Raw genomic sequence first — 12872 nt, 5'->3', positions numbered from 1 at the left:
GGGTTACCAGAAAATCCAGGAAGTACCCTAGCCCGAGGTGTTGAAATGGCCGCCGAAAACACGACGCCCCCCCCGATTCTAGCCAGTTTTTGTAGCAGCCCCAAAAAACGCCTTAAAAAACCTCGCAGCTTACCCTTAATGATTGCGACGTTAGCTACTCGCTAATGCCTTGAGCTCGTCATACAACACCTGAGGGAAAGTGATGCCATTTACTTGGCTTCGCTCTCTTGCCTCAAAGCGGCGCTGAGAAGGCAAGCGTGCACCTTGGCCCAGAATGCTCTCGAAAAGGACTTCAGCGTGGTTGAGGTGGCCCTCTGCGCCCTTGCCCAGAAAAGCCTCAGGTGACATCGCGATAATCAGCTCGCCATGAAAGGGTTTGCCGGTTTTTTCGGCATTCGCCGCCTGGGTTTCATGGCCTAGCAGATCACCAATCAGCGGGCCTGCCAATAGCTCCACCATGGTGGAAAGCGCAGAGCCTTTATAGCTGCCAAAAGTCAACATGGCGCCAGCGAGGGCTGCCACAGGGTCAGTCGTCGAGTTTCCCTCATCATCCATCGCCCACCCTTCAGGAATCGATTTACCCGCACGCCGATGTAGCTCTATCTCGCCACGGGCGACCACGCTGGTGGCAAAATCAAACGTATAGGGTGTCTTCCCTGGGCGAGGCCAGGAAAAGGCAATGGGATTGGTACCAAAAAGGGGCGAAGTACCACCCGCCGGAGCAACAAAAGCATGGCTTGGGGTCATGGCTAACGCCACAAGCCCCTCTGCTGAAAGTGCTTCAACTTCGGGCCACAGTGCTGAGAAATGGAAGCTATTATTAATGGCAAGCGCCGCAATCCCATTGTGTCTAGCTTTTTCGATTAGGTAGGGCTTACCCCTTTCAAACGACAGCAGCGAGCAGCCCTTATTAGCGTTAACTTTGACGACACTTGTTGCTTGGTCAGTGATAGTCGGCTCGGCTTGGGTATCAACCCCGTCATTCAAGGCGGTTTGGACACACCCAATCAGCCGGTATAAACCGTGGGAATGGCACTCATCACGCTGGGCCGCTATGACGCTGCGGGTAATCGCGTCGGCGTGGGTTTGGCTAAAGCCATTATGGGTAAGCACTTTGTTACTCAGCGCTTCGGCTTCTTGTAGAGAAATAGTAATAGCATCACTCATAGCATCACCTTACACACTCTTGTTGTTACTTCTTTATTTACAACCGCCTTTAAAAACCGCACTAAAAAAGCAGGCAATGAATGCCTGCTTGTGGAATGCGCGATAATGACAGCTATTTTTTAAAGTTCGCGTTTGCCGTCGACTAGCCGCGAAACCTTCAGCGGATTACCCTCTTTAAGCGCGTCCGGCAGCAAGCCTTCTGGTAATGACTGGTAGCATACTGGCCGTAGGAAACGGTGAATGGCCGCCGAACCTACCGAGGTAGTACGCGAATCAGACGTTGCTGGGAACGGCCCGCCGTGCACCATGGCATGGCAAACTTCGACCCCGGTGGGCCAGCCATTGGCGAGAATACGGCCTGCTTTACGCTCAAGCGTCGGCAGCAGTGCTTTAGCAGCCTCGATATCCGCATCATCCATATGCAGCGTAACGGTGAGCTGGCCTTCTAGCTGCTCAGCGACGCGCTTAACCTCAGCCGCATCGGCACATTCAACCACCAATGAACTGGCACCGAACACCTCGGCTTGCAGCGCTTTTGATGCAAGGAAATCGCTCGCAGAGGCGGCAAACAAACCGGTTTGGCACTGATAGGCGCTGCCAGTTTGGCCACGGGCGATTTCACGCACGTTGGCTGCGCCGCTCAGGCTGGAAACGCCCTCTTGATAGGCGCGATGAATACCCGGCGTCAGCATGGTCTGCGCGCCGCTGGCTGCCACTGCACCACGTGCCGCCTCAATGAACGCGTCAAGCTCTGGGCCTTTAATGGCGATAACCAGACCGGGGTTAGTGCAAAATTGCCCCGCGCCCATATTGAGCGAACCGACAAACGCTTCACCCAGTGCTTTACCACGCGATTTAAGGGCTTCCGGCAGCAAGAAGACGGGGTTAATGCTACTCATCTCAGCGTAGACCGGAATCGGCTGGGGGCGTGCTTGGGCTGTTTTCATCAGCGCCATGCCGCCACTGCGCGAACCGGTAAAGCCCACCGCTTGAATACGCGGGTCATCGACCAGCGCCTGACCAATTTCATTACCGGCACCAAACAGCAGCGAGAAAACACCTTCCGGCAAATTGCAGGCTTTTACGGCTTTTTGAATCGCCTGCCCGACGAGCTCAGAGGTACCCGGGTGCGCCGAGTGGCCTTTCACCACGACCGGGCAACCAGCGGCGAGCGCTGACGCGGCATCACCACCGGCCACCGAAAACGCCAGCGGGAAGTTGCTAGCACCGAATACCGCAACTGGGCCTAGGGCGATATGGCGCTGACGCAGATCCGCTCGCGGCAGTGGCTGGCGATCTGGCATTGCCGGATCGATACGTACATCTAACCACTCACCCGCACGTACGACCGAAGCAAACAGGCGCAGCTGCCCGCAGGTTCTGCCCCGCTCACCTTCGATCCGTGCTTGCGGTAGGCCGGTTTCGGCCATGGCGCGCTCAATCAGCTCGCTACCGATGGCTTCAATTTCACTGGCGATGGTCTCTAGAAACGTCGCCCGCACTTCGAGGGACGTTTCGCGATAAGTGCTATAAGCTGCCTCGGCTAGTTCGCAGGCTTGCTCAACATGGGCCCGACTGCCACCCACATAAACGGGCGCTAGCTTTTCACCGGTGGCGGGATTCACCGCTTGAATGTTGGCTTGGGTACCGGTCACTGCTTGTTGACCAATTAGCATTTTGCCTCGAATCGTCATGGGTCGCTCCTTATAGGGTCAGTGATATCACTGTTCGCGATACTGGGCATACGTGTTGCGCGCCCGGTTGAGGTGCTGAAACATCGTTTCGCGGGCGGCTTGAGCATCGCGGGAAAGAATCGCTTCAAGTATGTAAGAGTGTTCTTCCTGCACTCGTTCTAAATAACGTTCAGAGGAGATCGGATTAATATCAATGCTTAACAGCTTGGCGCGAGGAATGACGCTCTGGCTCCACTGCTTATAAAAGGATTGAAAGAAGGGATTTTTGGTCGCTGTGGCAATCGCAAAATGGAAAAGATAATCTTCTTCGCGCGCTTGTGATTTGGCAGCGTACGTTTTACTAAACGCAGCGTGCTGCGCTTCGAGTCGCTGACGATCTTCATCATCGTAACGTAATGCTGCCAGCTCAGCCGCAGTGGGCTCTAGCGTTAAACGTAGCTCCAGCAAATGTAAGATATCTTCGACGGTGGTCGGATTAATGCGCTCAGCAGGCCGCGCCTCTACGGTAGATGAGCGCAGCACCGATGTGCCGACACCCCGTCGAGTCTCCACCAGCCCCAGCGATTTAAGGTGGGTAATCGCCTCGCGTATTACCGTGCGGCTAACGCCAAAGGAGTCACACAGGCTGTTCTCGGTGGGTAGTTTATCCCCCACCGCAACCTTGCCCTGAGTGATCAACGCTTCCAGCTGGTCAGCTACGTGAACGGACAAGCTGCCCTGCTGCGTCACTTTGCTTACTTGAAGCGGTTTTAGAGCAGATGCCGTTGCGCTAGGTTTGGCCATGAAAGCTGTCCTTCATTAATGCCTAAAGTTGTATTATATCGTACAACTCAGGACTTATAAGTACTATTAAACGTCGTCTGGGTGCCCTGATTTAGTAAATTTACCGCCTTGAAAACGTACAGCCAAATCCTTGCTATCAATGGTCCGATCAAGCTGCTCGGTCTCTTCCCGCCAAGGCTCTGAGCTGTCTTTAGGTGCCCAACCCAAAAAGCTGGCATGGGAGTTATCCCACCATTTTTCAGCATTATCCGATGCGCCGTAAATTACTGTATGCCCTAAACTCGGCGTCACAAAAGCACGCTGCAAAAGACTGACAAAATCCGCCAAGCTCAGCCACGTTGCCATCATGCGGGTATCAACAGGCTTATCGAAGCACGAGCCAATTCTCACGCTAAGCGTCTCTACACCAAACTTGTCGTGATAGAGGCTAGCGAGGTTTTCACCAAAGCATTTTGAAACGCCATAAAGGGAATCCGGCTTTTGAACTACCTGGGTATCGATACGCTGATGGCGCTCATAAAAACCGATGACGTGATTGGAGCTGGCGAACACAATCCGCGGCTTCCCTTGTTTACGGGCCGCTTCATAAAGGTGATAAGTGCCCATGATATTGGCCTGCAAAATGGCCTCCCAGGGGCTTTCTACCGACATGCCGCCTAGGTGAACGATACCATCGCAGTCGCGCACCAGTTCTGAGACTGCCTGCATATCGCTAAGATCGGCTTGAACTAGCTCTTCACCTTCACCCGCCTCGCCTAATGGAGCCATATCAGATAAACGAACATGCTTGGCGAGTTTGGATAAATGAGGCCGCAAGCTGTTGCCCAGACCACCCGCCGCACCGGTAACTAAAAGTCGATTTAACATAAGAACTCCTTACTGTTTTGTATAAACCATTAAATAAAGCGTTGTTTTAGAAGCCGTCAGTTTTAAAAGCCATCTGTTTTAAAAGCCATAGAGCGCGGCAGGATTATCCACCAGAATCTTTTGGCGAATACTCTCATCGGCCCAATGCAGCAAGACATCCAGCTGTTCAGCATCGTCGGGATACTGCTCTCTGGGGACGCCAACATGGGGCCAGTTTGAGCCCCAGATCACCCGCTCAGGGGCATGCTGGATAAGCCGCTTAGCAAGCGGGCTAACATCAGCATACTCAGGCCCGCCGCTTAAACTGGTTTCATAACCGCCGCAGATTTTTATCCATGCATTACCACGATCCAGCAAGCTTAGTATTTGCGCTACCCTAGGATCATCAGCAACTACCGGCGGCATAAATTTACCGATGTGATCAATGATGTAATCGGTTTCGATCGCTTGCAGCGTGGCCATGTAGTTATCGATCTCATGGCTATTGAACTGCACCATTAAATGCCAACCAAACGCTTTTACCCGCGCCTCCACTGCGGCTAACCCCTCCATCCCGACGGCCCCACCGGGTAGCTGCATAATTCTGGCACCCCGAGCACCTTGAGCATGTAGCGTTTCAACCTGTGATTCAGAAATATCCGTGGGGACTGCCACAACCGCTCTGGCGCGCGCCTGCCCAATGTCCGCCACGCCTTGCAAAATCGAGCGATTATCAAACTGGTAAGCGTTAGATTGCGCTACCACAACGCGCTCCAGCGAAAGCCGCTGCTGAACTTGGCGGTAGTCGGCCACTGTCGCCAACTCGGCAATGTTTGGGCCACCCGCCTGCGCTTCATAGCCGGGCAAATATAAATGCATATGGCAATCGGTTGCCCCTGCAGGCGCCTTTAAAGCAGGCGGCGGCCCTGTTAGCGGACGTGTATTGGCGGGGATAGACAACGTTACTTCTCCCTAAGTGCATAGGTGGATAGCGCATCACGGTTAATTTCAATCCCCAGCCCGGGGCCATCAGGGATCGTCATCACGCCCTGATGATGCTCTAAAGGGGTTTGTACAACGGCTTGGCGGAAGGGGTTTTCAGTGCGGTCGAACTCCATAATGGGCTCGATAGGCTTGCGGCGTGGTGGGTTAGGCGGTAGCGCGGCCATAAACTGCAGGCTTGCCGCCAAACAGACCGCCGTTCCCCATACGTGTGGTACTAAGCGAACGCCATGCAGGGCGGCCATATCCGCCACCCGGCGCATTTCGCTGAACCCGCCGACGCCACAGATATCCGGCTGCACAATATCCACGGCGCGACGGGCCAGCGGCTCGTGCATGGCATAGCGACCATGCCAGTTTTCACCACTGGCAACAGGGATCGGCTGACCGGCACGAACCGCTTCATAAGTAGAAATTTGTTCAGGTAGAACGGGCTCTTCAAACCAATCGATACCGTATTGCGCGGCGCGCTTGCCCAGCTCAATGGCTTCCAAGTAATCGTAACCGTGATTGGCATCAATCATCATGCGCATATCCGGCCCAAGGGCATCACGTACGGCGGCAATCACCGCAAGATCTTCCTCGACATCGAAGCCAATTTTTATCTTAACGGCGTGAAAACCATCGCGACGGTAGCCTGCTACTTCTGCAGCTATATCCGTGACGCGATCAACGCCCTCTCGGCGGAAAGAGCCGGTGGCGTAGGCGCGCACGCTGTCGCGAAAACGTCCACCCAGTAGCGTCGAGATAGGTACACCAAAGTGCTTGCCTTTAATATCCCACAGCGCAATATCAATACCGCTTAAGGCCGTCACGGTTAAGCCACGCTGACCTTGGTCGCGTAACCGGTTATAGAGCGTTAACCAAACTTTCTCTGTTTGGAGAGGATCTTCGCCTACGAGCGATTGGGCGTAGACCTCCACAATGGCGGCATTAGGCTTCGCGGGCCCCAAGCACTCGCCCCAACCGATGGTGCCATCGTCACAAATGACTTCGACTAAGCAGTGTTGGCGGCGCGAAAAATGCATAGAGGCACTTTCAAACGCCGTCTCAAGCTGATAATCAAGTATATGGGTGTTTACAGCGACGACTTTCATGATCTGTCTATCCTTGTTAGCGATTTTAATCAAACGGACTTATTGAAAAAAGCTGGGTAGCGTCAAAGAGATAGCGGGCACATAGGTCACCAGCATCAAGGCCACAAACAGCGCTAAGAAGAACGGCCAAATAGTGCGCACTGCTTCCTCAATTTTGATTTTGCCGATCACGCAGCCGACAAACAGGCAGGCCCCAACGGGAGGTGTACATAGCCCTAGCCCCAGGTTCATCATTAAAATAATGCCGAACTGGATCGGGTCCATGCCGAACTGCATGGCCACCGGAAGAAAAATAGGCGTACAGATAAGAATTAACGCCGCCATGTCCATAATCATCCCTAAAATCAATAGGATGATATTAAGCATGAGGAAAATAACCAGCGGCTTATCGGAAATAGCCATCAGGCCTGTTGTCAGCATTTCCGGAACATTATAGAGCGCTAGCAGGTAGGAAAAGGCCGATGCACACCCGACCAATATCATCACCAGCGAGGTGGTTTTTACGGCTTGAATCACGGCTGACTTAAACGATGCCCAGGTCAATTCGCGGTAAACCAAACCGGTCACCACAATGGCATAGATAGCCCCGAAGGCGCCCGACTCCGTGACGGTTAGGATGCCTGACAGCACCCCACCAACGATTATTACAGCCGTCATCAGGCCAGGCAGCGAGGCGACAAAACTAATCATCAGTGCATACCAACCAGGGAATGCTTCACCTTTGTAGCCGCGTTTAACCGCAACGATGTAGGCCGCAACGGCTAGGCTTATGCACATCAAAATTCCCGGAACAATACCGGCGATAAACAATTGAGTAACGGAAATGCCACCGCCTGCTGCGACCGCATAAAGAATCATGTTATGGCTAGGAGGAATCACGACACCCGCAATTGATGATGTCACGGTGACGTTGACGGCATAGTCGGCATCGTAGCCTTTCTCTTTCATTACCGGGATCAGGATAGAACCCAAAGCAGAGGTATCCGCTACTGCCGAGCCGGAGATTCCCCCGAACAGCATGGAAGAGCTGATATTCACCATTCCCAAACCACCGCGCACCTTACCGACCATCGCCGATGCTAAGCGCACCAAGCGAGTGGAGATACCGCCGTGCATCATTAGCTCACCGGCAAAGATAAAGAAGGGAATTGCGAGTAGTGAAAAAACGGAAATACCGGAGAGAATGCGCTGAAAGGCCACAAACAGCGGCAAGCCTTCATACAGGAAGGTAACAACGGCAGCTAAACCAACAGCAAAAGCAACCGGTGCGCCAACTATAAGGCCTAAGAAAAAGATCCCGAAAAGAATAATAAGACCCATCGTTTATACCCTCTTAACTTTTCGAGTCAGTAAGCGCTGCGCTATATCAGAGGCTGCAAAAAGCATGATTAATACACCACATATTACTAGGGGAGCTGCACGCCAACTTTCTGATAGTCCTATCATCGGGATGGCTCTATTCAGGTTTGACATGACTAATGTCCACCCCTGAAAGGCCATGAATCCGCCAAAGGAAAGAATAAAAAGGTCAGCAAGGTGATGCATTAAGCTACGTAAAGGGCCGCTAAAGCTCTCGCGTATAAAATCGATATTAAGATGGCTATGATGCCTGACACCTGCCGCTGCGCCTAAACAGGTGATATACACAACCAGCACTAGTGAGGCCTGTTCAACCCACGTAGGGGTATTGTTAAGTACATATCGGCCAAAGACTAACCATCCAAAGATAGTAATCAAGGCAACTAACAAAATACCCGCCACCAGGATGCATAAACTGGCAACACTATCTAAAATTCGATTCAGTGAGCCGCTATGTTCTGCGTCTTCTTTATCGACCGACGATTCAAGTTCGATACTCACGGCACGTTTCCTTTTTAACTTCCGACAGCGGCTACGTAACCGCTAGCTAACTGCCGGAAGCGTATGGGTGTCAGTATTACTCGGTGGCGCGAATTTCCGCGATCAGTTCACCCGTGCCAGGGTTGTTGGCGATAAACTCCTCATACATAGGCTCCATAAGGGCCTGGAAGGCGGCTTTATCGTCTACTTCGTTAATCTCAACACCATAGTCGAGAACAATCTGACGACTCTCTTCGGAGCTTTCCACCCATAGCTCGCGCTGACGTGCGGAAGCCTCTTCGGCTACTTCACGAACAATTTCCTGGTCTTCTTCCGAGAGTTCCTCCCAGCTGGATTTAGCCACGCACAGACACTCAGGAATAATCAAGTGCTCGGTTAATGAGTAGTACCCCGTTGCTTCATAGTGATTGCTTGACTCAAAAGAGGGATAGTTATTTTCAGCACCATCAAGTACGCCGGTGGTTAAGCTTTGGTACACCTCACCATAAGACATCGGCGTGGCGTTACCGCCCATGGCGGCAATCATGTCGACGTAAAGATCGTTATTCATCACGCGAATCTTTAAGCCTTCAACGTCTTCAGGGGTTTTAATAGGGCGTTGAGTGTTATATATGCTACGGGCACCCGAATCGAACCACGAAAGCACCACCAAGCCTTTATCTTCTAAGGCGTCGGCAAAACGCTCACCTATTTCACCATCCATTACCGTATGCATATGTTCAACATCATTGAACAGGAAGGGTAGCGAGAACACATTGGTTTCTGGAACGATCGGGCCCATCGGCCCCATATTAAAATTAGCAAAATCCAGCGCCCCGTTGCGGGTTTGCTCGATAGCGTCGGACTGATCCCCCAGCACCGCATTGTTATAAACACGTGGGTTAACGCGCCCTTCCGTTTGCTCCGCCACGGCGTCGGCAAACTCTTCTAGCGCCATGGTATTGGGGTAACCGTCAGGGTGAATATTCCAGCCACGCCAGTCTTCAGCTTGGGCAGGTAGCGCAATGGCGACTAATACAGCCACGCTGGCAATGGGGGCTAACGTTTTTAAAGTATGGTTTTTCATAGGGCTTGCGCTCATGCAGTTGTTATGTGTACGCATGTCTAACATCCTCTTATTATTGATAGTTATTTATTAGTTAATGCTGTTTTATAGCATCAATGACGTATTAGTCTTTTTTGCTACCTTGATAAGGGCTTCAAGCAACAGGCACTCCTCGTTGGTTGGCATTACCAGCGGTGCGCGAACATTGCCCGCTGGCCTACCGACAATGGCAGCACCTGCTTTGATGAGGCTAACGGCATAGCCTGCTTTTCGATCCCTGAGATCCACGAAAGGAATAAAAAAGTCGTTGGTAATCTGCTTCACGACGTCTTTATTGCCTTTACGCAACTCCTTGTAAAACGTGACAGCCATTTCTGGTACAAAGTTAAAAACGGCTGAGGAATAAGTATTCACGCCAATGGACACATAGGCTTCAGCAAAAATTTCTGCCGTAGGCACACCGCCGATATACACCAGCCGGTCGCCCACGGTTTTGACGATTTTGTTGAGTGCCTGAATATCGCCTTTGCCATCTTTCAGCCCCACTAAATTAGGGCAGTGATCGGCGAGTTGCTGAACAGAGGAAGCGGTCAAAATGCCATTGCCGCGGTTGTAATAAATCACGTTGACGGCGGTGGCATCACAGATCTGGCGAGCATACTCAACCAGGCCATCCTGCGGGCACTCGGTGAGGTAGGGAGGCATTAAAAGGATGCCGTCAGCACCCGCCTCTTCTGCCGCTTTTGCAAAGGCTTTGCCTGTCTCTACGCTTAACCCCGCGCTGGCGATTACCGGCAAACGTCCGTCGATTACCTCAACAGCAACACGAACAATGTCACGATACTCATCAATTGAGAGACTGAAAAACTCGCCCGTACCACCCGCCACGAAGACTGCGGAAATTTCATGGCTAATAAACCATTCGAGCCGTTTACGATAACTCGCTTCATCAAAACGGCCCTGGCTATCAAAGTCCGTGATGGGGAACGATAGCAATCCATCACCGATGGCATTGATTACTGCTTCTCTTGAAAACGTCACGTTGCGCCCTCTTTGTAAATGCGCTGACCATTGAATGAGCAGGCTCCATCGGCTGGCCAACATCTTATGTAATACATCATACAACTAGGAAGATAAGTATCGAGTCGATATGGCGCAAGCGAAAGTAGCGTAACTTAAACCAAAGTAGAACTTCTTCGTAAACCCAAACAGTCACCCGAAACAGCCAGTAGATAGATGCAACCCAATGAAATAAATAATTTTTTATACGTCAATCACCCAATCTGGCTTAAATAGCTCAGGAGTGAACTCATAAGGATAACCACCGGGGTTGGCGATAACGCGCGTACCATTACGCAACATATCTATTGGTTCATGAACATGCCCATGCACCCACACATCCATCTTGCCCATCAGGTGCGGCAGGTTTGAAGCAAACGCGGGGGATAACGCGTCGCCTAGGTATTGGCCAGGAATACACCCATGCAGCGGTGCATGATGGCTGATCACCACCTTAGGGCCGTCAAACGGTTGGGCCAGTTGGCTTTCAAGCCATGCTAGCGCTTCAGCATGTAGCTGGCGGCTCGCCAGCGGGGTGAACGTTATGCCGGGAGAGGTTTGGACGATTTTGAAATCGGGCATATAACGCAGTGCTTTTGACTCGGCATGGGCAGGGTTTTGGGTCGGGTCATTGGCATAGAGCGCGAAGTCCGTCCACAGTGTTGTGCCGTAAAAGCGCACGCCGTCGAGGGTTACCGCGCGATTATCCAAAAGCTCGATATTGAGGCGCTCGGCTTCGCGCGCCAACTCTCCACGCAGCTGCGGCATGCACGTGCCGTAGAATTCATGGTTGCCAGGTACATAAATAATAGGCATATCCGGGAAGCGGTAACGCGCCCAGGCAAGCCCTTCGCTCTCGCGATGAATATCGCCAGCTAGAATCACCACGTCGGCATCCACTTCTGGCAGTTCGCGGTTGCCATCGAAAAACTCCAAGTGTAAATCAGACAAAATACGCAGGCGCATAAGGCTCCTTGTGGCTTTCATCACGGTAGCTAGCGTGAACGACATTCAACAAACCGGCTGACCAGACTCACTACATCGGCTTCACACTCACGATGAGGGACGTGGTGAATATTGGCCAGCATTTCGCCGTGTGCAGAGCCGTTAATATAGCGAACAATACGCTCCGGCTGACGGTGCGAGCCATACTCATCTTTCTCACCATGAATCACTAAGCTGGGGCACGTCACCTGCGCCAATGCTGGCGTTAATGTCCAGTTTTCAAACGCTGGATTTAACCAGGTTTCTGTCCAGGCCTTGAGTACCCATTGGGCTTTATCACCATGATATCTTTCCAGCTTGGCAAGCTGTTCTGGCGCCTGAAATACCTCTTTGGCTCCCACAATACCGTTTCGCGTACGTGCTTCGTTAAACGCCTGGGCAGAGATGGTAATCAAACCACCGCACTCATCGGCATATACCCCCGCGCAGTGAACAGCCATACAGCCGCCTACGCTATGCCCAAGGGCAATAAAGCGCTTAATACCCAATGCATCACGAAGGACAGAGAAACCTTGAGCTGGTTCATCATCGATAAAACTCAATGGCAACGTGTCGTGGCGGGCATCAGAGCGGCCGAAACCCAGGCGATCATAGGCGACTACCGTGCGATGGGTGGCTGCACACAGCGCAGCAGGAAAGCTACGCCATAGTTCAACGCAACCTAGTGAGTCGTGCAGCAGCACGATAGGGCTTTGTTCAAGGGACTGGGCACTGGCTGGTTGCCAGGCACGTACAAATAGTCGCCCACCTGGGGCGTCTATCATGCTGTCATGGTGTACAACCGAGGCGGAAGAGAGATAAGTCATTAGAAGATACTATCGTTATCTTTAGTCGTTTATTAACAATAACATATTTTATTTTAAGCCTGTTTCTCTTTACCCAGAGGTTTTTATAACAATTTTTATGCTGCATCGCAGCATAAAGAGACTATACTCCATATGTAGTCCCACTAGGAGGACCACATATGACATTTCTAATAACGCCCCCTGCACGCGATAAAGAAGTTCTAGAGTTCTGGAACTTGAACGCCCAATGGAATCGTGCCGCAGCAGAAGCGCTGAAAGCCTATTTAGGTTAATTCAGGTGCTTTATCCCCTTAAGACTGAAAGATAAACACAGAAGCCGGGGTAACTCCCGGCTTTTTATGTCTATGAAAACCTTTTCCATTCAATTGCCTAGAGGTATATATGGCTTAATTGTAAGCAAATGCTTACACGTAATAGCAAATCACCTACATCTTTTGAACTAGCCGTAGCCAGGAAAAGCCCTTACTATCGTTACCCACAGCTAAAATACTGCTTTGCAAAAACTAAC

Annotated in this window: 12 protein-coding genes; all 12 read right to left on the bottom strand. The window is 51.7% G+C overall.

Annotated features, from left to right (window positions below; all coding sequences use genetic code 11):
- Positions 1-150: 150 nt before the first annotated feature.
- The gene (locus ACXUPB_RS04965) at positions 151-1167 is read right to left on the bottom strand and encodes an Ldh family oxidoreductase (RefSeq protein ID WP_035559180.1); all 1017 of its coding nucleotides are present in this window, start codon (positions 1165-1167) and stop codon (positions 151-153) included.
- 119 nt (positions 1168-1286) lie between these two features.
- Positions 1287-2861 (bottom strand): aldehyde dehydrogenase (NADP(+)), encoded by a 1575-nt coding sequence (locus ACXUPB_RS04960; RefSeq protein WP_472955723.1) that lies wholly within the window; start codon positions 2859-2861, stop codon positions 1287-1289.
- Positions 2862-2888: 27 nt separating this feature from the next.
- Entirely contained in the window at positions 2889-3644 is a 756-nt protein-coding gene (locus ACXUPB_RS04955; RefSeq protein ID WP_035559175.1) for a FadR/GntR family transcriptional regulator, read from the bottom strand.
- Positions 3645-3710: 66 nt separating this feature from the next.
- Entirely contained in the window at positions 3711-4511 is an 801-nt protein-coding gene (locus ACXUPB_RS04950) for an NAD-dependent epimerase/dehydratase family protein (RefSeq protein WP_035559174.1), read from the bottom strand.
- Between the two features lie 78 nt (positions 4512-4589).
- Positions 4590-5450 carry an amidohydrolase family protein gene (locus ACXUPB_RS04945; protein WP_035559172.1) on the bottom strand — a complete coding sequence of 287 codons (861 nt, stop codon included), beginning with the start codon at positions 5448-5450 and terminating at the stop codon, positions 4590-4592.
- Between the two features lie 2 nt (positions 5451-5452).
- A complete protein-coding gene (locus ACXUPB_RS04940) occupies positions 5453-6589 on the bottom strand; it encodes a mandelate racemase/muconate lactonizing enzyme family protein (RefSeq protein WP_472955720.1) in 1137 nt (378 codons plus the stop codon).
- Between the two features lie 39 nt (positions 6590-6628).
- Positions 6629-7909, bottom strand: coding sequence for a TRAP transporter large permease (locus ACXUPB_RS04935; protein ID WP_035559168.1), 1281 nt, complete (start codon positions 7907-7909; stop codon positions 6629-6631).
- Between the two features lie 3 nt (positions 7910-7912).
- Positions 7913-8449: a TRAP transporter small permease gene (locus ACXUPB_RS04930; RefSeq protein WP_472955717.1), complete on the bottom strand. Its 537-nt coding sequence runs from the start codon at positions 8447-8449 to the stop codon at positions 7913-7915.
- A gap of 76 nt (positions 8450-8525) precedes the next feature.
- Positions 8526-9515, bottom strand: coding sequence for a TRAP transporter substrate-binding protein (locus tag ACXUPB_RS04925; protein WP_472955715.1), 990 nt, complete (start codon positions 9513-9515; stop codon positions 8526-8528).
- A gap of 84 nt (positions 9516-9599) precedes the next feature.
- Complete coding sequence (kdgD, locus tag ACXUPB_RS04920) at positions 9600-10535, bottom strand: 5-dehydro-4-deoxyglucarate dehydratase (RefSeq protein WP_472955711.1); 936 nt, start codon at positions 10533-10535, stop codon at positions 9600-9602.
- 222 nt (positions 10536-10757) lie between these two features.
- Positions 10758-11519: a metallophosphoesterase gene (locus ACXUPB_RS04915; protein ID WP_179915693.1), complete on the bottom strand. Its 762-nt coding sequence runs from the start codon at positions 11517-11519 to the stop codon at positions 10758-10760.
- 29 nt (positions 11520-11548) lie between these two features.
- Positions 11549-12364 (bottom strand): alpha/beta fold hydrolase, encoded by an 816-nt coding sequence (locus ACXUPB_RS04910; protein ID WP_472955708.1) that lies wholly within the window; start codon positions 12362-12364, stop codon positions 11549-11551.
- Positions 12365-12872 lie beyond the last annotated feature (508 nt).

The organism is Vreelandella sp. DA03-1M, from assembly GCF_055725665.1.
This window is presented reverse-complemented; position numbering and strand designations above follow the sequence as displayed.

Excerpts from the sequence above, each read along its gene's own strand:
- ACXUPB_RS04965 (WP_035559180.1), bottom strand. The coding sequence starts at position 1,167 with ATGAGTGATGCTATTACTATTTCTCTACAAGAAGCCGAAGCGCTGAGT.
- ACXUPB_RS04960 (WP_472955723.1), bottom strand. The coding sequence starts at position 2,861 with ATGACGATTCGAGGCAAAATGCTAATTGGTCAACAAGCAGTGACCGGT.
- ACXUPB_RS04955 (WP_035559175.1), bottom strand. The coding sequence starts at position 3,644 with ATGGCCAAACCTAGCGCAACGGCATCTGCTCTAAAACCGCTTCAAGTA.
- ACXUPB_RS04950 (WP_035559174.1), bottom strand. The coding sequence starts at position 4,511 with ATGTTAAATCGACTTTTAGTTACCGGTGCGGCGGGTGGTCTGGGCAAC.
- ACXUPB_RS04940 (WP_472955720.1), bottom strand. The coding sequence starts at position 6,589 with ATGAAAGTCGTCGCTGTAAACACCCATATACTTGATTATCAGCTTGAG.
- ACXUPB_RS04935 (WP_035559168.1), bottom strand. The coding sequence starts at position 7,909 with ATGGGTCTTATTATTCTTTTCGGGATCTTTTTCTTAGGCCTTATAGTT.
- ACXUPB_RS04925 (WP_472955715.1), bottom strand. The coding sequence starts at position 9,515 with ATGAAAAACCATACTTTAAAAACGTTAGCCCCCATTGCCAGCGTGGCT.
- ACXUPB_RS04915 (WP_179915693.1), bottom strand. The coding sequence starts at position 11,519 with ATGCGCCTGCGTATTTTGTCTGATTTACACTTGGAGTTTTTCGATGGC.
- ACXUPB_RS04910 (WP_472955708.1), bottom strand. The coding sequence starts at position 12,364 with ATGACTTATCTCTCTTCCGCCTCGGTTGTACACCATGACAGCATGATA.